Annotated in this window: 19 protein-coding genes, 1 tRNA gene and 1 other RNA gene; 12 read left to right on the forward strand and 9 right to left on the reverse strand. The window is 64.2% G+C overall.

From position 1 onward, the window contains the following. Nucleotides 1-11 precede the first annotated feature (11 nt). The 5 genes from LT988_RS02640 to tpiA all read right to left on the reverse strand — a co-directional run bounded on the left by LT988_RS02640 (nt 12) and on the right by tpiA (nt 2,436). Nucleotides 12-488 carry a NuoB/complex I 20 kDa subunit family protein gene (locus LT988_RS02640; RefSeq protein ID WP_093028587.1) on the reverse strand — a complete coding sequence of 159 codons (477 nt, stop codon included), beginning with the start codon at nt 486-488 and terminating at the stop codon, nt 12-14. Then, entirely contained in the window at nt 479-835 is a 357-nt protein-coding gene (locus LT988_RS02645) for an NADH-quinone oxidoreductase subunit A (RefSeq protein ID WP_232408710.1), read from the reverse strand. Before LT988_RS02645 ends, LT988_RS02640 begins: the two co-directional genes overlap by 10 nt. A 175-nt stretch (nt 836-1,010) precedes the next feature. After that, nucleotides 1,011-1,095 (reverse strand) — tRNA-Leu (locus LT988_RS02650). 9 nt (nt 1,096-1,104) lie between these two features. Next, nucleotides 1,105-1,629: a preprotein translocase subunit SecG gene (gene secG / locus LT988_RS02655; RefSeq protein WP_408648039.1), complete on the reverse strand. Its 525-nt coding sequence runs from the start codon at nt 1,627-1,629 to the stop codon at nt 1,105-1,107. Nucleotides 1,630-1,671: 42 nt separating this feature from the next. Then, nucleotides 1,672-2,436, reverse strand: coding sequence for a triose-phosphate isomerase (tpiA, locus tag LT988_RS02660; protein WP_232408712.1), 765 nt, complete (start codon nt 2,434-2,436; stop codon nt 1,672-1,674). Between the two features lie 268 nt (nt 2,437-2,704). Between tpiA and smpB the strand changes: the two genes are divergently transcribed. The 3 genes from smpB (at nt 2,705) to LT988_RS02675 (ending at nt 4,315) form a co-directional block, all read left to right on the forward strand. After that, a complete protein-coding gene (gene smpB, locus LT988_RS02665; protein ID WP_232408713.1) occupies nt 2,705-3,181 on the forward strand; it encodes an SsrA-binding protein SmpB in 477 nt (158 codons plus the stop codon). A gap of 55 nt (nt 3,182-3,236) precedes the next feature. Beyond that, nucleotides 3,237-3,572: a transfer-messenger RNA gene (gene ssrA / locus LT988_RS02670) on the forward strand. A gap of 359 nt (nt 3,573-3,931) precedes the next feature. Next, nucleotides 3,932-4,315 (forward strand): LAGLIDADG family homing endonuclease, encoded by a 384-nt coding sequence (locus LT988_RS02675; protein ID WP_232408714.1) that lies wholly within the window; start codon nt 3,932-3,934, stop codon nt 4,313-4,315. A 125-nt stretch (nt 4,316-4,440) separates the two neighbouring features. Here the strand turns inward: LT988_RS02675 and LT988_RS02680 are convergent, their stop codons facing one another. Then, the gene (locus tag LT988_RS02680) at nt 4,441-4,899 is read right to left on the reverse strand and encodes a DUF4172 domain-containing protein (RefSeq protein ID WP_232408715.1); all 459 of its coding nucleotides are present in this window, start codon (nt 4,897-4,899) and stop codon (nt 4,441-4,443) included. Nucleotides 4,900-5,048: 149 nt separating this feature from the next. Between LT988_RS02680 and LT988_RS02685 the strand changes: the two genes are divergently transcribed. From LT988_RS02685 to LT988_RS02725, 9 genes are all read left to right on the forward strand, one after another. Beyond that, on the forward strand, nt 5,049-5,279 hold the full coding sequence (locus LT988_RS02685) for a hypothetical protein (protein ID WP_232408716.1): 231 nt from the start codon (nt 5,049-5,051) through the stop codon (nt 5,277-5,279). Further along, nucleotides 5,276-5,665, forward strand: a complete 390-nt coding sequence (locus tag LT988_RS02690) for a type II toxin-antitoxin system death-on-curing family toxin (protein WP_269752093.1) — start codon at nt 5,276-5,278, stop codon at nt 5,663-5,665. Before LT988_RS02685 ends, LT988_RS02690 begins: the two co-directional genes overlap by 4 nt. Before the next feature lie 198 nt (nt 5,666-5,863). Then, nucleotides 5,864-6,133 carry an AbrB/MazE/SpoVT family DNA-binding domain-containing protein gene (locus LT988_RS02695; RefSeq protein WP_232408718.1) on the forward strand — a complete coding sequence of 90 codons (270 nt, stop codon included), beginning with the start codon at nt 5,864-5,866 and terminating at the stop codon, nt 6,131-6,133. Next, entirely contained in the window at nt 6,130-6,510 is a 381-nt protein-coding gene (locus LT988_RS02700; RefSeq protein WP_232408719.1) for a type II toxin-antitoxin system VapC family toxin, read from the forward strand. Before LT988_RS02695 ends, LT988_RS02700 begins: the two co-directional genes overlap by 4 nt. A gap of 232 nt (nt 6,511-6,742) precedes the next feature. Continuing rightward, entirely contained in the window at nt 6,743-8,197 is a 1,455-nt protein-coding gene (locus LT988_RS02705) for a DUF3375 domain-containing protein (protein WP_232408720.1), read from the forward strand. A gap of 2 nt (nt 8,198-8,199) precedes the next feature. Continuing rightward, nucleotides 8,200-8,850: a DUF4194 domain-containing protein gene (locus tag LT988_RS02710; RefSeq protein ID WP_232408721.1), complete on the forward strand. Its 651-nt coding sequence runs from the start codon at nt 8,200-8,202 to the stop codon at nt 8,848-8,850. Nucleotides 8,851-9,054: 204 nt separating this feature from the next. Further along, nucleotides 9,055-9,492, forward strand: coding sequence for a DUF29 domain-containing protein (locus LT988_RS02715; RefSeq protein ID WP_232408722.1), 438 nt, complete (start codon nt 9,055-9,057; stop codon nt 9,490-9,492). Then, complete coding sequence (locus tag LT988_RS02720) at nt 9,464-12,901, forward strand: ATP-binding protein (protein ID WP_232408723.1); 3,438 nt, start codon at nt 9,464-9,466, stop codon at nt 12,899-12,901. Before LT988_RS02715 ends, LT988_RS02720 begins: the two co-directional genes overlap by 29 nt. Further along, nucleotides 12,898-14,163 carry a DUF3322 domain-containing protein gene (locus LT988_RS02725; RefSeq protein WP_232408724.1) on the forward strand — a complete coding sequence of 422 codons (1,266 nt, stop codon included), beginning with the start codon at nt 12,898-12,900 and terminating at the stop codon, nt 14,161-14,163. The genes LT988_RS02720 and LT988_RS02725 overlap by 4 nt, the downstream gene beginning before the upstream one ends. A gap of 147 nt (nt 14,164-14,310) precedes the next feature. Here LT988_RS02725 and LT988_RS02730 read toward each other — a convergent pair whose 3' ends face one another. From LT988_RS02730 to LT988_RS02740, 3 genes are all read right to left on the reverse strand, one after another. Continuing rightward, entirely contained in the window at nt 14,311-15,708 is a 1,398-nt protein-coding gene (locus LT988_RS02730) for a DUF945 family protein (RefSeq protein WP_232408725.1), read from the reverse strand. Beyond that, entirely contained in the window at nt 15,705-17,681 is a 1,977-nt protein-coding gene (dxs, locus tag LT988_RS02735) for a 1-deoxy-D-xylulose-5-phosphate synthase (protein WP_232408726.1), read from the reverse strand. The genes LT988_RS02730 and dxs overlap by 4 nt, the downstream gene beginning before the upstream one ends. A gap of 175 nt (nt 17,682-17,856) precedes the next feature. Then, nucleotides 17,857-19,161 carry a glutaredoxin family protein gene (locus LT988_RS02740; protein WP_232408727.1) on the reverse strand — a complete coding sequence of 435 codons (1,305 nt, stop codon included), beginning with the start codon at nt 19,159-19,161 and terminating at the stop codon, nt 17,857-17,859. Nucleotides 19,162-19,221: the final 60 nt, after the last annotated feature.

Below are 19,221 nucleotides of genomic sequence, written 5' to 3' on the forward strand. Positions count from 1 at the left end.
AGGGTACGACTCTAGCGAGCGATGGTATTGGTACGGCGAATCTTGTTCTGCAACTGCAGGATGCCGTAAAGCAAGGCCTCGGCAGTGGGCGGGCATCCCGGCACGTAAATATCGACCGGAACAATCCGATCACAACCGCGCACGACCGCGTAGGAATAGTGGTAGTAGCCGCCGCCGTTCGCACAGGACCCCATCGAGATCACCCACCGCGGCTCGGCCATCTGGTCGTAGACCTTACGCAGCGCCGGAGCCATTTTGTTGACCAGGGTACCCGCAACGATCATGACGTCGGATTGGCGGGGGCTGGGCCGAAACACGATCCCGAAGCGGTCCAGGTCATAGCGCGCCGCACCTGCGTGCATCATCTCGATCGCACAGCAGGCCAAGCCAAAGGTCATCGGCCACAGGGATCCGGTTCGGGCCCAATTGATGAGCTTGTCGGCCGTCGTGGTGACGACGCCTTCTTCGAGGATGCCCTCTATTCCCATTCTAGCGCCCCCTTCTTCCACTCGTAGATGAAGCCGACCACTAGGATCCCGAGGAAGACGAACATGGCCCAGAAGCCGTACATGCCGAGCTCGTCGAGCACCACCGCCCACGGGAAGAGGAAGGCGATCTCCAGATCAAAGACGATGAAGAGGATCGCAACCAAGTAGTAGCGTACGTCGAACTTTAAACGCGCACTCTCGAAGGCCGCAAACCCACATTCATAGGGGGAGTCTTTCTCCGCGTCCGGGCGGCGAGGTCCCAAAAGGTAACCCAATACGAGCGGGCCGACACCGACCAGGATCCCGACAATAATGAAGATCAGGATCGGCAGATAATTGTCGAGCATCAGTCCTCCCGAATTTACTTATTCTCTGACGTCGAGCCGGACGGAGAGTCTAGTGCAGCCATCACGGCACTGTCAACCCGCGGCTCTATTCAAATTATTAGGCTTTTCAAACCTTTGCGCAAAAAAAAGGCATGCCGCGAGAGCGGCATGCCGTTTGCTTTACTGAACTTGCAGATGGTGCCGACGGCCAGACTCGAACTGGCACGGCTTACGCCACTACCCCCTCAAGATAGCGTGTCTACCAATTTCACCACGTCGGCGTTAACTCTCTAATTGCCTGTCGCCGGGTCGGCGCTCACGTCCTTATTCTGCTCTTCGGGCGCACTCCCGTCGAGAGTCGCCTCGGTTGTGTCGACCTCGACAGCGCCCTCTGGCGTCTCCTCGATGACCGTCTCCACAACGGTCTCGGTCGACACGTCGGCAGCGGGTACCTCCCCCACCGGAACATCCGAAGAGGATACCCCCGCTCTTTCAACCTCGCCCCCGGGGATCGCCGGGATATCAGAGGTCGGCGGCACGGCTGCGGGCGGGGGAACAAGGATCGTGCGCTCGTCCACACGGTCCATGATCGTCACCGGCTCTGACCCCTTCGTCGCATAGTACGCTAGAGCCATGCTGGTGAGAAAGAACATTGTGGCCATGATGCCCGTGGTACGCGTCAGGAATGAACCCGACCCGCGAGCACCGAAGACGGTTGCGGACGCGCCACTTCCGAACGCCGCACCGGCATCAGCACCCTTCCCGTGTTGGATCAGGATCAACCCGATCAATCCAAGCGACAGGAAGACCTGCATGACGGTCAAAATGGTTTGCATACGTGTCTCGTTGCCGCAGCATTAGGCCGCGAGCTGTTCTCCGGCCTGACAAATCGCTAGAAAATCGTCGGCGCTCAGCGACGCGCCGCCGATCAGGCCGCCGTCGATGTCCGGCTGCCCCAGCAACTCCGCGGCATTTCCGGGCTTCATGCTTCCTCCGTAAAGGATGCGCAACTTCTCGGCGATCGGACCCTTGAGCGCAGCGATCCGTCCGCGGATGAAGGCGTGAACGGCTTGGGCCTGCTCGGGCGTCGCCGTCATTCCGGTGCCGATCGCCCACACAGGCTCGTACGCGATCTCGATCCCGTCAAAGGCATCGATGCCGATGCGTTCGATGATACCGTCGATCTGAGTGCCGATAACCGACTCCGTTTCGCCGGCCTCGCGCTGCTGGAGCGTCTCGCCGACACACAGGATCGGCGTCAAGCCGCTCTCCACCGCACGTACCATCTTCTGCGCGATGGATGCCTCGTTCTCGCCATAGTACTCGCGACGTTCGGAATGACCACAGATCACGTACCCGCATCCGAAGTCAGCAAGCATCGATCCCGACACCTCGCCCGTGAAAGCGCCACCGGCTTCCGTACAGAGGTTTTGGGCACCTAGCCGAACCGAGCTTCCGGCAAGCAACGATTCGCCGAGATAGAGGTACGGATACGGGACGCACACTGCAACGTCGGTCTTGGAGAGACCGCGAGCGCCTGACACGACGCCGTTCAACAGCGACTCGGCACTGGACTTGCTGCCGTTCATTTTCCAGTTTCCGGCGATCAGCGGCTGGCGCATGGGACCCTCCAGGTAAGTCGAGCCCGCAAATTTAGCCGGCCTCCGTGCGGAAATCAAGCCTCGTTTGATTTACACTTTGAAATGCGTCCGGTGCATCCTGTCTTCTCCGAGCCCGTCGGCCACGCTCGGAGCCAGCAACGAGCGCCGTCCAGACGCATTTCAATCATTTTTTATTCTTAATAAGCCGCGTCCGACGCGAGGCTCGCGTGGGCCTCCCCAGAGCGGCCTCCGATCCGAACGTGGGTTTTTGACTTCCGGGACGCGGCTTATGGCGAAAGGAAAGAAGAAGAACGATGGCGGCTCGACCATCGCGCTCAACAAGAAGGCCGGGCACGAGTATTTCATCGAGCAGCGCATCGAGGCCGGCCTTGTCTTGGAAGGCTGGGAGGTCAAGAGCCTGCGAGCCGGCCGCATCCAGCTCAAAGAGGGTTACGTCAAGATCCTGCACGGCGAGGCGTTCCTGATCGGCGCACACATTTCCGCCTTGGCCGCCGCCTCTACCCATGTCAATCCGGATCCGACGCGCAGCCGGAAACTGCTGCTCAAACGCAGCGAGATCAACCGCCTGATCGGCCAGACCGAGCGCGCCGGCTACACGCTCGTCCCCACGGCCATGTATTGGAAGCGCGGCAACGCCAAGCTCGAGATCGGGCTCGCCAAGGGCAAGAAACAACACGACAAGCGCGACACCGAGAAGGATCGCGACTGGCAACGCGACAAGGAACGCCTCTTCAAGACCGGCTGAGCTTGCCGCGGAACCCCGGTTACTCTAGAGTGTCTGACTCGTGACTTGGGGGCGACATGGTTTCGACGTGGGTCGCAAAACCTGAGGTGCATGCCGAGGTGCGGGTGACCTCGTAAATCCAACCGCAAATCTATAGTTGCCAACGACGACAACTACGCTCTCGCGGCTTAGGCCAGCGAGCCTCTGACCGTTCCCTGCCTATGGGGGGCGGATTCCAGGGGTAACATTACATGGGATCGCGGTGACGGGGGCTCGGACCTGATCCGCTAAAACCTAATTCGAGATCGCCGACTGATCGCCCTGCCCTTCGGGCGGCGGAAGGCTAAAAACAATAGAACGGGCTAAGCATGTAGGGCCAATGGCAGAGGGCTTGCGGACGCGGGTTCGATCAACGCAAAGGTCGCCTTTGCTCGTGAGGGCAAAGTGAAAACGGGGCTCACATCGGCGAACCCTGCAGTCGGCTCAGACCGACACGGCAACGCCGAGGGGTAGGAAGAGGGCCAACCTCAGACCTGCCCTGTAGAGACTCATAGAGACGCTGATCCGGCAACGGTAGAGCGTTCACTAGGATCCGCGGTAACGCGGATAACACGCCCCGCATCCGGACCCCATCGGGTCGTATCCGATACGGATGAAGGCATAGTCCAGGCCTCACCGAAAGGTGGGGAATCACTGTCCCGCCGCCTCCACCAATCAGCGGGCCTTGGAGTCCACTCCAAGGCCCGTTTTCTTTTTGTGTTCAGAGAATCCGTGGCGAATTATGGCAAAGTCAACACCTTGAGCGGCATCGACTCAGCCTATATCGCCGGTTTGATCGACGGGGAAGGCACGGTCTCCCTGCTGCGAAAGCACAAACAGGACAACCGCCAGGTCGTGGTCTCCATTTCCAACACAGACCGCCCGTTGATCAACTACCTGCTCGAGGCCATCGGAGCCGGCAAGGCGACAAGCAAGCGCACCTATTCCGAGCGGCATACGCCGAGTTTCATGTACGCCATCACCAACCGTCACGCGCTCGATCTGCTCCGGCAGGTCGCCCCGCACCTGGGACCTACGAAGCCCGGCGAACCGAGCTGCTCCTTGCCGACGACATCAGGCTCACCCCGCGCAATGGCCGATACTCCCTGGGTGTAGCATTGGAGAGGGATGCCTTCATCGACGCCTTCTTCGCAATCGAGCCGTAGTTTTCCCGAGATGGACTTGGCCCGGCCCGATCCGGAACTTCGTGGTACGCCAGACGTAAGCAGGTCATTGATGTCTTAGAGGGACTTGCCCGGCGAACATCCGACCTTGATCTTGGATAGACCTGAGTAGCCGGTGGGAAACAGCGCGGCGTGCCAGCCGAACAACCGCTCGCGCGTCACCGGCGCACGGCAGTCGGCGGTGGCATCAAGCACCATCTCGACCACGCCTTCGACGTGGCGATCGACCGGGGCCAGGGCGCCGATGTCCACGCCAAGACGACGGGCGATGGACGAACGCACGGATTCGACATCGAGCTGCTCGCCCTCGATCTCGCTGGTCTTCACCACGTCCGCGGTGAGCGCGCCAAGGCTGGCCTGATCGCGCAGCGCGATCCCGACATCGGCCAGGTGTCCCAGCAAGAAACCCGGGGCGCGACTCACGTCCGCCATCGGACCGGCCAATGCCGTCAAGGCAAAGCGCCACCTCGGCCAATCGTTGGCCTGCCAGATGTATGTGTAATCACCGATGTTCATGCGGAAATTGTGGGCGGGATTCCCCGCATGCTCAAGTTATTCGGGAGACGTTGTGCAGTGAAAGTGCGCGCGATTCGCCTTAGTCGGTGGTCAGTCACTCCTCGATGCCCTATCCTGTGATATCAAGATTCATCTTGACGGAATCGCCCATGTCCACCACTGCTCGAGAGAAGTTCTCTTCCCAAGCTGCGCCCGAGGTCCTGGCAGCACTGCGTCAGATCGCCGAAGCCCAAGGGCGCCAATTTCAATCCGTGTTGGACGAAGCCCTGCGCGAGTACATCGACCGCCAGCAGAAAGAGCGGCCGCGACGGCATGTCATGAACGCGTTCGCCTCCAGTCTCGACGAGTTCGACAGCCTCTATCGCGAACTGGCCAAGTGACCGACCGCGATTTTCCAACCGTAGCCGACGTCCTTGGCATGCACACTGTCTTGATCCGGCGCTACGGCGGTGCGCTCGGCGTACGCGATCCAGGCGCGCTGGAATCCGCACTGTTCCGGCCGCAGACCGGTTACTACGACGACATCGTGGCCGAGGCGGCCGCATTGTTCGAGAGCCTCGCCATCAACCACCCTTTCGTGGACGGCAACAAGCGTGTCGCCTTTGCTGCCGTCGACGTCTTTCTGCGCATCGACGGCTGGCACTTACAGCGCTCTCCCATGCAGATCCACGCCGAGATGATTCAGATGTTCGACACCGGCACATTCGACATCGCCCATCTCGATCCCTGGCTACGGGACTTCGCCACGCCCGACGAGTCGAGTTGAGACCTGTTTGAGCCGGGCCCCTCACCCTTCCCGATGACAACGCGTACCAACAAGCCGGACGCAGACGCGATGTCGGGCTTGACATTCGCATCGCTCAAGGCGGCCGACTCGCGGGGCAGCGGAACGGAAGCAACAGCGACTGGCACGGAAGCCCGCGCAGTGCCACACTAAGCCTTCATTGACACGTCGGCGGTCGGTATGGCAACCACTCCTTCCAGCAACGAGATCCAGATCGGCGCCCAGGGGCGGCTGGTGATCCCGGCGGCGCTTCGTAAGGCGTTGAACCTGAAACCGGGCGATCGGCTGGTGGCCCGGCAGGACGGCGAGGCGCTCGTGCTGGAGCGGCGCGAGGCCATCGAGAAACGGTTGCAGGATCGCTTTCGCCACATTCCGGGGGAGGTCAGTCTGGTGGATGAACTGATCGCGGAGCGCCGCGCCGAGGCGGCGAAAGAGGCGCTCGAGGAGTGACACTCGTCCTCGATGCATCGAGTCTGCTGGCGTTTCTGCACGACGAGCCAGGGGCGGAGCGTGTTCGGTCCGCATTCGCGGGTGCGCTGGTTTCAGCCGTGAACTGGTCCGAGGTTGTCCAGAAATCACTGCAACGTCAAGTCAATGTCTCGGGGATGCGGCAGGAATTCATCGAGGTGGGCGTCATTTTTGTCCCTTTCACGGAGGAGCAGGCCGAAATCGCCGCCTATTTGTGGAATCAAACCCGTCATCAGGGATTGTCGCTCGCGGACCGCGCCTGTCTGGCCCTGGCCATAGAACGCAAGCGGCCAATCCTCACGGCGGACCGGGTCTGGTCCGAGCTGGGTCTCGATCTGGATATCCTGCCAATCCGCTGAGATGCGCCGATGGCGGAAAGTCGGTCTGGGACAAACCGCGCGTGATCGGCTCTGCGGAAAGCGATCCCCGGCATCGCGCGCTACCGCGCGGATGCCTCGACCCCGCCCTGAAGCCGCTCCAAGCCAACGGTATTGGATCGCGGAGGACGATCGCATGATCTGATCCGCGGTCTGCGCCCTCGGTCCATCAAAGGTCGCAGACGATCCGGTCCTGAGGCATCATCCGCGGACCATGGACTTCACCACCCTCGACACCCTGCGCACCCACCACCCCGCATGGCGGCTGCTGCGCTCGGATCATGCACCGCTGGTGGCGAGCTTTCTGAACCGCGTCTTCGTGCAGCCCAATGTCCGCGTGATGGCGGCGGCGGATCTGGCCGAGGCGCTCGAAGACGAGTTGTATGCCCTGCGCGAGCGTCTCGGCGAGGGCAGCTTCCCCAAATCGGCGTTGGACTATCTCAACGACTGGGCCGGCCCGGATAAAGGTTGGCTGCGCAAGTTCTACGCCCGTGACTCGGACGAGCCGCAATTCGATCTGACCCCGGCGACCGAGAAGGCCATCGCCTGGCTCGGCACCCTCTCGGAGCGCAGCTTCGTGGGGACGGAGTCGCGGCTCTTGACCCTGTTCGAGCTGCTCAAACAGATGAGCGAGGGCAGCGAGGCCGACCCCGAGAAGCGCATCGCGGAGCTCGTCAAGCGGCGTGACGAGATCGATGCCGAGATCGCGCGCGTGCTGGGGGGCGACGTGCCGCTGCTGGACGACACGGCGCTGAAGGATCGCTTCCAGCAGTTCATGCAGTTGGCGCGCGAGCTGTTGACCGATTTCCGCGAGGTGGAGCACAACTTCCGTCTGCTCGATCGGCGGGTGCGCGAGCGGATCGCGCTCTGGGAGGGCGCGAAGGGTGCGCTCTTGGAAGAAATCATGGGCGAGCGCGACGCCATCGCCGACTCCGACCAAGGGCGCAGCTTCCGGGCCTTTTGGGATTTCCTCATGTCCAGTCGCCGGCAGGAGGAGCTGACCGAGCTGTTGGACCGGGTGCTCGCCCTCCCCCCGGTCGCAGACCTGAAGCCTGATGCGCGCACCCGTCGGGTACATTACGACTGGCTCGAGGCCGGCGAGCACACCCAACGCACGGTTGCGCAGCTCTCGCAGCAGCTGCGGCGCTTTCTGGACGACCAGGCGTGGCTGGAGAACCGGCGCATCATGGACATCCTGCACGGGATCGAGGCCAAGGCGCTGGCCCTGCGCGAGCATCAGCCGACCGGCGAGGTGATGCGCGTTGCCGAGTCCGCCGCCGCGGTGGAGCTGCCGATGGAGCGCCCGCTCTACAGCCCGCCGCTGAAGCCGGTCATCGCGGATCTGGAGCTCGAGGCAGGCGACGCCGATCTGGACGCCGATGCGCTCTATGCGCAGGTCGTGGTCGACCGCGCGCAGCTGGCCCGCCACATCCGTCATGCCTTGCAGGATCGCGCCCAGATCACCCTGCGCGAGCTGACCGAGCTGCAGCCCTTAAAACAGGGCCTCGCGGAGCTGGTGGCCTATCTTCAGCTGGGCAGCGGCGCCTTCAGGACGACCCTCGACGAGGCAACCCCTGAAGTGATCGTCTGGGAGACGCGCGCCGGCGACGGCATGGCGGTGCGAAAGGCCGCCCGACTGCCCCGCGTCATCTTTGTCAGAGAGAGGTGAGGATGGACGACGACCAAGGACAGGCCAGGGACGTCCCGGCGCTCGCGACCGGGGCGGAGCTGTCCGCGTTGGTGATCGGCCTGCTCAAAGGGGTCATCTATCGCGAGGGCGACGAGCGACTCTGGGGCACGCTGCTCGACCTGCAGGCGCGCGTGCGGGACTATGTGTCGGTGCTCGGGCTGGAGCTGGTGCTCGACGAGGCGGAAGGGTACGCCTTCCTCAAGAGCCGCGCCCAGACCGCCGAGGACGAGGCCGCGCCCAAGCTGCCGCGTCTGGTCGCGCGTCGGCCGCTGTCGTTTCCGGTCAGCCTCTTGCTGGCCTTGCTGCGCAAGAAGCTCGCCGAGTTCGATGCCGGCGGGGCCGAGACGCGGCTCGTGCTCTCGCGCGACGAGATCGTCGAGCTGGTGCGGGTCTTTCTGCCCCAAAGCAGCAACGAGGCGAGACTCATCGACCAGATCGAGACCCACATCAACAAGGTCGTCGAGCTGGGCTTCCTGCGCCGTCTGAAGTCTGCCGGCGGCTCAGCCCGCGGCCCGGACAGCTATGAGGTGCGGCGGATCCTCAAAGCATTCGTCGATGCCCAGTGGTTGGCGGACTTCGATGCACGGCTGGCGGTCTATCGAATGCAGGTCGATCCGGACAAGAGCGCTTGAGCCGTCAGGGGCGACGGCCTCGATCATCGTCTCGGCCACATCGGCAGTGTCCAGATCGCCGGAGTTTGGCATCCGGTCGGGGAACCCGAGGGGCCTGGACGAGGGGATGGGCCAAGCTGGGGAGACGAACGCAAGGGGTTGAAACCATGCGACAATCGCGTGACGATGTGACGATCATGCAACGCGAAGGGTGTCAGGAAAGCGATGACAGCGCTCTATGAGCAGGATTTTTCGGAATGGGCCGAGCGCCAGGCGAGCCTCCTGCGGCAAGGGCGGTTCGATGACTTGGATGTTGCGCATCTGATCGAGGAGTTGGACAGCATGGGGGCAAGCGAGCGGCGCGAGTTGATCAACCGTCTGGCGATCCTCCTGGCGCATCTGCTGAAGTGGCGCTATCAGCCGGAAAGACGCGGCAACAGTTGGCGTTTGACCATCAAGATCCAACGACTCGATGTCGCTGCTTTGCTCCGCGACAATCCGAGCCTGCGCGCCCGCCTCGATGGGTTTCTCCCCGACGCTTACGCCAAGGCCACACTCCAGGCCGCACGGGAGATCGGCGTCGAGGAAACACTGTTTCCCGCCGTATGCCCTTTCACCGTCGAACAGATACTAAATGATCACTGGCCCGATGCAGCCGCTTGAATCGCTCGACCTAGACTTCGTCGCCGACGACCGCCTATCCGGCTTTCGTCTGTCGCGCCTGGAGGTCTTCAACTGGGGCACCTTCGACGGGCGCGTCTGGACCCTTTTGCTCGACGGCAAGAACGGGCTGCTGACCGGGGATATCGGCTCGGGCAAGTCGACCCTGGTGGATGCTGTGACGACCCTTTTGGTCCCAGCTCAGCGCATCGCCTACAACAAGGCCGCGGGTGCGGACAGCAAGGAGCGCACGCTGCGCTCCTACGTGCTGGGGCATTACAAATCGGAGCGCAACGAGGTGACCGGGGCGGCCAAGCCCGTGAGTCTGCGCGACCACAACAAGTACTCCGTCATCCTCGGCGTCTTCCACAACGCCGGCTACGACCAGACCGTGACACTCGCGCAGGTCTTCTGGATGAAGGAGGCGCAGGGTCAGCCGGCCCGCTTCTTCGTCTGCGCCGAGCGTGATCTCGCGATCGCGACCGACTTCTCCCGCTTCGGGACCGACATCGCCCAACTGCGCAAGAAGCTGCGCGGACTCGGCGCCGAGATCGAGGACGGTTTCCCCAAATACGGCGCTTGGTTCAGGCGCCGGCTGGGTATCGACGGCGAGCAGGCGCTCGAGCTCTTTCATCAGACGGTCTCGATGAAATCGGTCGGCAACCTCACCGATTTCGTGCGCGGACACATGCTGGAGCCCTTCGCGGTGGAGCCCCGCATCAAGGCGCTGATCGCTCACTTCGACGATCTCAACCGCGCGCACGAGGCGGTGCTCAAGGCCAAGCGGCAGGTCGACATGCTCACGCCCTTGGTGGCGGACTGCGAGCGTCACGCCGGCCTGACTCGGGAGGTCGAGGACCTCAGAGGCTGCCGCGACGGATTGCGTGTCCACTTCGCCGGTTTGAAACTGGCGCTGCTCGGGAAACGTCTGGCGCATTTGCAGGAGGAGCGAGAGCGCGTCGATGCCCTGGTCAAGCGCCTGGAAGGCCGCCGCGAGGATCAGCGGATCCAGGTCGACGAGCTCAAGCGCGCGGTGGCCGAAAACGGCGGGGACCGACTCGAACGCCTGGCCGCCGAGATCAAGAAGCTGGAGGCGCTGCGCGACGCCCGGCAGACCAAGGCACGACGCTATGCCGAGCTGACTGCCGGTCTCGACGAGAGCCCGGCCGCGGACGAAACGGCCTTTCTCGCGCAACGGCGTCGGCTCGGGGAGATCCGGGAGGGTTTGCAGGCTCGCGACATCGATCTGCAAAACGCGGTGACCGAGCATAGCGTGACCCTGCGCCAAGGCCAGCTCGAGCACGATGCCCTTCAGGCCGAGATCGAGAGCCTGAAGCGCCGCCGCAGCAATATCGACGACCAGCAGATCCGGATCCGTGCCGCGCTCTGCGACGCCCTGGGTCTTTCCGAGGAGTCGATGCCCTTCGCGGGCGAGCTGCTGCAGGTGCGCGACGAGGAGCGCGACTGGGAAGGTGCAGCCGAGCGACTGATGCGCGGCTTCGGCCTGTCCCTGTTGGTGCCGGACACGGCCTACAAGACCGTCGCCGAGTGGGTCGACAGCAGCCAGTTGCGCGGTCGTCTGGTCTATTTCCACGTGCGCGCCCGGGTACGGACCGGGGGCCGAGGCGACCTGCCCGAGCTGCACCGCGACTCGCTGGTGCGCAAGATCGCCGTCAAACCCGACTCGCCCTTCTACGACTGGCTCGAGCGCGAGCTGGCGCATCGTTTCGACGTGGCCTGCTGCATCACGCAGGAGCAGTTCAGGCGCGAGACCCGCGCCATCACACGCGCCGGCCAGATCAAGGACCCGACCGGACGGCACGAGAAGGACGACCGTCACCGCATCGACGACCGCAGTCGCTATGTGCTGGGTTGGACCAACGCGGCCAAGATCGAGACGCTGGAGGCCAAGCGTCGCCGGCTCGAGGCGCATCTCGCCGAGATCGGCGCACTCACGAGCAAGCTCCTGTCCGAGCGAAAGGCGCTCGGTGATCGCCTGAACGCACTGGCGCGACTGGAAGAGTTTGTCGACTTCAACGAGCTGGATTGGGCCTCCGTCGCAACCGAGGTCGCCGCGCTGATTGACGAGCGACAACGCTTGGAATCGGCCTCGAATCTCCTCAAACAGCTCAATGAGCGCCTGGGCGAGGCCGTCCAAGCACTCGCGGTGATCGAGGGCGAGCTGGAAGAGGCGAGATCGAAACGCGCCAAGATCGAGCAGAAGCAGGAGGATGCCGAGGCGCTCCGAGCTCAGACCCAAGCGATCCTCGCGCCGAGTGGGGACGAGGACCGTCCCGCGCCATCGGCCGAGCTGACCGAGCGGCTAGAGGCCATGCGCGCCGAGGCGCTCGGCGAGCATCAACTGACCGTGGAGTCCTGCGACAACCGCGAGCAGGACATGCGTGCCTGGCTGCAGAGTCGGATCGACAGCGAAGAACGCAAGATCAAGGGTCTGCGCGATCGGATCATCACCGCGATGGTGGCCTACAAGGACGCCTTCAAGCTCGAAACCCAGGAGCTCGACGCCAACGTCGAGGCGGCCTTCGAGTACCGACAACAGCTCGATCAGCTGGGACGCGACGACCTGCCCCGCTTCGAGGCGCGTTTCAAGGAGCTGTTGAACGTCAACACCATCAACGAGATCGCCAACTTCAATGCCCAGCTCGCCCGCGAGCGCGAGACCATCAAGGAGCGCATCGGGCGTATCAACGAGTCGCTGACCCAGATCGACTACAACCCGGGACGCTACATTGCGCTCGAATCCCAGACCAGCCCTGACGCCGAGATCCGCGACTTCCAGTCCGAGCTGCGCGCCTGCACCGAGGGCGCCCTTACCGGCTCCGAGGATGCGCAGTACTCCGAAGCCAAGTTTCTGCAGGTCAAGACCATCATCGAGCGCTTCCGGGGACGCGAGGGTCAGACCGACCAGGACAGGCGCTGGACCGCCAAGGTCACCGACGTGCGCAACTGGTTCCTATTCGCCGCGAGCGAGCGCTGGCGCGAGGACGGAACCGAGTTCGAGCACTATTCGGACTCAGGCGGCAAATCCGGCGGCCAGAAGGAGAAGCTTGCCTACACCATCCTGGCCGCCAGCCTCGCCTATCAATTCGGGCTGGAATGGGGCGCCGTGCGCTCGCGATCCTTCCGCTTCGTCGTGATCGACGAGGCCTTCGGGCGGGGCTCGGACGAGTCGGCCCAGTACGGTCTACGGCTCTTTCAACAGCTCAACCTGCAACTGCTGATCGTCACGCCGCTGCAGAAGATCCACATCATCGAGCCCTTCGTCTCGGCCGTGGGCTTCGTGCACAACGAAGGCGGTCGCGAGTCCAAGCTGCGCAATCTGACGATCGAGGAATATCGCGAAGAGTCCAGGGCGCGCAAGGCCGAGTCGGGGGCAAGCGTGGCGGCATGAGCTGGACAACGGCGGCGGATCTCAAGGCGCAGCTGAACCGACTCTGGGAGCGCGGCGATCTGCTGCGCCCTCTGGTCACGGACGACGTGGCCGGCGCGAGCGGATTCCCGCTGCGTCTGCGATTGAAGGGACCCGGCTCCGCAGATCTGGCCGATCGGTTCGAGGCGGTGCGGGCTTGGATCGCCGAGCTGACGGCCGTCCCGCGTCTGCGGATCGAATGGCGCGCGGTCAATCATCGCGTGCTCGGCCCTCAGCGTCTGCCCGAGACCCTCTGGGTCGACCGACTCGAGGACGCGCTCGCCCTGATCGGCCGACGGGGCGATGCGGCCCGGTTCAGGCGTTGCCTGGAGATGACGCGATCGCGACAGCCGGCGCTGCTCGATTGGCTCGCCAAACGACCCTTGCAGGCCATCGCGCTCGCCGAGGACTGGGAACGCCTGCTGGCGGTGGTGGACTGGCTGAGCCGCCACCCGCGCCCGAGGATCTACATCCGGCAGGTCGACATCCCCGGCGTCCACAGCAAGTTCATCGAGGCGCACCGCGGCGTCCTCTCGGAGCTTTTCGATCTTGTCCTGCCGGCGACCGCGGTCGATGCCGAACGCGTCGGCGTCGGTCGGTTCGCCGCCCGCTACGGCTTTCTCGACAAGCCCAACCGGATCCGGTTTCGCCTGCTCGATGACGCCGTTCCCTTGCTGCCTGGACCGGTGCGAGCCGACATCACACTGGATGCCGAGGGTTTCGCCCGGCTCGCGATCCCGATTCGGCACGTCTTCATCACCGAGAACGAGACCAACTTTCTCGCCTTCCCCTACGCGGCCGCCTCGCTGGTCGTCTTCGGTTCCGGCTATGGGTGGGAAGCGCTATCCCGGGCCGAGTGGCTCGGGGCCTGCACCCTGCACTACTGGGGCGACATCGACACCCACGGCTTCGCCATTCTCGACCAGCTCCGCACCCGATTCCGCAAGGTCGCCTCCTTCCTGATGGACCGCGACACCCTGGTGGCGCACGAGGCCTTCTGGGGCGAGGAGTCCGATCAGGTCATGCACGATCTGCCGCGCCTCTCGGCGTCGGAGCGGCCCCTGTTCGATGATCTGCGCGATAACCGCATCCGCAAAGGGCTGCGTCTGGAGCAGGAACGGATCGGGTTCACATGGGTGGAGACGGCGCTCGCGGATGCGCTGCTCGACAACAGCGGCCGGGCGGTGGAGGAGATCGACACGATCGCCGCACCGATCAGGCGTTGTTCATCATCCCTGCCGTAGGACGAGCGAGAGCGAAGTCCACCGGCCCCCGCGCCGGCGCTGGGGGACTGTGCTGCGCGTGTCCACCCTACGGCGACGACCGGCGACGTGGCCGAGCTCATGAGCACGCCCACCGATCAACTCACTCGGGACGCGGTTTCGGATCGTCTACCGGAGCGGCACCGTCTTGCCGTTGACGGTCAAGAGCCCGTCGCCCAGACGCAACGCCGAGGAGATCCGGGTATCGCGCCGGGTGACCCAACCCTCGCGGATCCATCCTTCGAGCAGGGTCTCCGCCTCCTGGCGCCCGGCTTTCTCGGCCGAAGGCTCCGACGTCGGGAGAGCCCGATCCTCGATGTCGGGTCCGAGCACGCGGGCGATCCAGTCCAATGCGACCGCTTCGGGAAGCTCCAGGTCACCGTCGGCTCGCAGGAGGACCAGCCAATCGACGACACCCGAGGTCAGCCGGCTCTGTGAATCGTTGCCTGGGTCCAAACGCAGATCCAGGCGCCCCAAGGCAAGGCCGTCGGGGGTCTCGATCCGGATTGGCTCGACGCCGATCCGGGTCCCGCTTGCTACGAAACGCGGTGCCAGACGCGCGATCAGCCCGCCCGCAATCAGACCGCGCATCTCTTGCCCGACCTGGTCGGAGGCCAGCAGGCGGATGCCCTTTCCCAGATCGGCGAGGGCCTCGGCGTCCAGACGCTCGGCCGAGAGGCCGAGCTCCGATCGACCGTAGGTCATGGAGGCGGTGGCGAGTTGCTGGGCGGCGAGTCCGAGGCGCAGATCCAGGAGACCCTCGCGAAGCGCGTGCGATAGGGTTGCCGAGAGGCCCTCAAGCCGCAGTGCCGGCGGTGCAGATGTCGCCGAGACCACCGCGCCCGCGGCACCCTCGAGCTCGACCGATGCAACCTGCAAGCGACCCGTGCCGGAAGCAGCATCGGGCCGATCGGCCTTGAATCGGAGATCGGACAGGCGGACGAGCGGTCCCGTCGGCGTCGTCAGGACACCCTCGGAGAGCATCAAACGAAACTCGATGGCCTCCTGACCCGGCGCAACAAGCAACTCCCCGTCGAGCGATCCGTAGCGCAGCCCCATCACCTGCGACGTCGCTAGGGTCTCCCCCGGCGGCACCCGCAGCTGCATCCGACCCGAACCGTCCGCATACAGATCGATACTCACCGGCAGCACCGGCAGGGCAACCGGGAACCCCTGGACCTCGATCCGGGTGTGGACACGACCTAGGACGGGGGGAAGGCGCGTGGTGAGCCAGGTCCAAGGCCCTTGCTCGATGCGACTGTCCAGTCGAATCCGAGTGGGGCGCAGCGGCGCTTGGGACGCCGAATCAGGCGGGATCAGCACCTCGAATGCGGCGCTGGAGTCAAACCAGCCTCGATGGAAGCTGTTCTCCAAGATCTCCCGGTCCGGCAGATCTTTCATGAGATCGGCCAGGAGATCCTCGTAGCCGACCTTGGCGAGATATCCGAGCGCCAGAGGTCCGACCGCGAGAACGAGGCCGAGCAGGATCGCGACCGTGAGGACCGTCCCGCCGAGAAATCGCCTCATGCGGCGCCGGCGCCCTGGTGTCTGACCCGTGCGCCGCCCGCGGACTTCGCGTCCGCGACCGCCGACAGGTCACGATCGGGAAACCGAACCCCGTAGGCGTCACGCACGGAGGCAAGAATTCCGTCGGCATCCAAACCGCACGCGGCGAGCTGTTGGGCATGCTCGGCATGATCGATATAGCGATCCGGCAACCCGAGATGCACGCACGGGATATCGATGCCCTCTGCAGCCAGCCACTCGGCCACGCCACTCCCGGCGCCTCCGGCGATGCTGTTCTCCTCGACGGTCACCAAGAGATCATGGCCCTCGGCCAGCGCCCGGATCAGCGGACCATCGAGCGGCTTGACGAAGCGCATATTGGCCACTGTCGCGTCCACGGCCTCTGCTGCCGTCAACGCGGGCGTCACCATGCTGCCGAAGGCGAGCAGGGACACCCGGCTCCCCTGCCGGACGACCTCGCCGCGACCGATCGACAGGGCCGGCGTCTCGGGGTCGATCGCCACACCGGGCCCGTTGCCGCGCGGATAGCGAACCATGGCGGGCCCCGGATACTCATACGCGGTCCGAAGCATGGCGCGACACTCGTTCTCGTCTGCCGGGGCCATAATGACGAGCTTGGGAAGCGGCCGGCCGAAGCTCAAATCGAAGCTGCCGGCATGGGTCGCCCCGTCCGCGCCGACCAAACCGCCGCGGTCGACCGCGAAGGTGACGTCAAGACCCTGCAGACAAACGTCGTGGATCAGCTGATCGTAGGCGCGCTGCAGGAAGCTCGAATAGATGGCGACCACGGGTTTAACGCCCTCGCAGGCCATTCCCGCCGCCAGGGTCACCGCGTGCTGCTCGGCGATCCCGACATCGAAAAAGCGCTCGGGAAAGCGTTTCGAAAAGACCGTTAGGCCGGAGCCTTCGCACATCGCCGGAGTGATGCCGACCAGGCGCGAATCCGCCTCGGCCGTGTCGCAGAGCCAGCTCCCGAAGATCTGCGTGTAGGTCGGGCCCTTGGAGGCACCCTTGCGCAGCTCGCCGGTGCGTCGATCGAACGGGGTCACCCCGTGATAGGTGACCGGCTGGCCCTCGGCAGGTTCGTAGCCGTGGCCCTTCTGGGTCACCACATGAAGGAAGCGTTGACCGCGCATCCCCTTGATGTTGCGAAGGGTCTTGACCACCGAATGCACGTCGTGGCCATCGATGGGGCCGATGTAGTTGAACCCGAGCTCCTCGAACAGGGTACTCGGCATCAACATGCCTTTCATGTGCTCTTCCCAGCGACCGACCAGATGACGCAGCTGCGGCATCCCGCGCAGGGCGGTCTTGCTGCCCTCGCGCATGGTCGTATAGATCTTGCCCGAAAGCAGCCGCGCGAGATGGTTTGTAATGGCGCCGACGGGCGGCGAGATGGACATCTCGTTGTCGTTGAGAATGACGACCAGATCGATATCCATCGAGCCCGCGTGGTTCAGTGCCTCGAATGCCATGCCTGCACTCAAGGCCCCATCGCCGATGATGGCGACTGCGTCGCGGCCTTCGCCTTGTTGTCTCGCAGCCAACGCCATCCCGAGCGCGGCACTGATGGAGGTGCTGGAATGGCCGACGCCGAAGCAGTCGTAGTCGCTCTCGCAGCGCTTGGGAAAGCCGGAGAGTCCGTCTTTCTGGCGCAAGGTGGGCATGCGATCGCGCCGCCCGGTCAGGATCTTATGCGGGTAGGCTTGGTGGCCGACGTCCCAGACCAGCCGGTCGTCGGGGGTGTCGAAGACGTAGTGCAAACCGACCGTCAACTCGACCACGCCGAGACCGGCAGCAAGATGACCGCCGGTTTGCGAGACAGTGTCGACGAGAAAGCCTCGCAGTTCGTTGACGACCGAAGGCAACAGATGCTCCGGCAAGGCGCGAAGGTCCGCCGGGGAGTTGATCGAAGCCAGCAACGGATAGCGGTGCAGGGTGATACCGGTGTCACTCGAAGGGCGGTCGGGCATGGTCGGCATTCGCGCATAGCTGAGACGGTCGGCTAGTTTAGACGAATCCCCGCGCGGCTGCGAAGCGGCAGATCCTTTTCACCCCCTGTCTTATCGTGGTAGCGAGCGGGCAGACGCAGACGGTCAACGACCGAACCACGGCGCCGATCGACGGGATCCGACCAACCCACCGGTCTCAAGCGGCGGTCTTACCGAAGATGACGACGAGACTGGTCGTCCCGAGTGCGAACAGCAGCAGAAGTATGCCGACGCCCGGATGGACGAGCATCTCGGGGGCAAGGAGCATGACAGCCCCCAGCCCCAGCATCATCAGGCCCGAGAGAAGCTTCAGGATTCGCCCCTGGCGCTCGGTGAGTTTCTTTGCCCCCAGCGTGAAGGTAAAGACAAGAACGATGGCCAGAAGCGGCAGAACGTAGATCAGATTGTAGAGTGCCAGATACCCGTAATAGGCGGGCGCGGAAAGGTCATGTAGCGTCAGCACCCGCGTGTAGACCATCGGGAACCCCGCGGTGCAGAGCAGCTCGTAGCTGTTCGCCGCCAACGCCAAGACGAGCGTTCCGATCAACATGGCCCCGAGCCGATCCGCCGCCAGCAGAACGCGCATCCGCGCGAAGAGTCCGGGCTTCGCATGGTCGGGGATCGACAGGCTCGGTCCCCGGCGGAAGAAGAAATAGTCCTTCACGTTCAGCCCGCCGACCAGCAGCGCGACCAGCCCGGCGACCGTCGTCACCACCGCCGCCCCGCCGACGACCAGGAAGAGATTCAGCCAAGCGGCCATGAACAGGAAATAGACCAAGCCGGAAAAGAGCACGAAGGTACCGCCGATCAACAGCATCCGCGTCCGGCTGCGGGCATGGACCATCAGACTGAGCAGGAAAAAGAGGACAAAGAAGGCGCAGGGATTAAAGGCATCGAGCCCTGCCAGCAGCAGCGTAAAGACCGGCACCGACATGGCCCCGGGATCGAGATCTCCCAAAAGCGGCACACGGATGCCGTCGAACGGCGGCGACACGGGAGCCTCGGCATCGAGCGCGCCGCCCTGACCCGCGACCTGACGACAGACGCGCGCCAGACCGACCAGCTGCGCCCCGACCCCTTCGGCGTCGTCGAATCCAGTCAACATGCGCCCGCACACGAAGAAGGCCGGCACCGAGCGAGCCTCTTCGCCCAGAGCGGCCGCCATCTCGACATAGCGCCGGACATGCGCGCGATCGGCCGCAAGCTCGTAGGAACGGACCTGGATCCAGGGCGTCTCCTGGCGCAACCTGTCCAGAAAAGCGAGGGCCGCTTTGCAATGCGGACAGGTCCGGGACCAATAGACGTAGAGCGGTACCCGGATTTCGCCTTCGGCGTCGGTCACGACCCAATCCGGGACGGGATCGGGGAGCGGATCGGCGTGCCGATCGGACGATGCGGCAAAGACGATGCTCGGCACCACCGACAGCGAGGCCAGAAAAAGAATCCGCAAGAAGCCCGACAAGAACTTCCTCAGCACCGGACATGGGACCCGCGGCGCGGGTCCGCCGCGGCCTCGTGCCCA

Origin of the sequence: Thiocapsa bogorovii (genome assembly GCF_021228795.1) — a bacterium.
Classification (GTDB): domain Bacteria; phylum Pseudomonadota; class Gammaproteobacteria; order Chromatiales; family Chromatiaceae; genus Thiocapsa; species Thiocapsa bogorovii.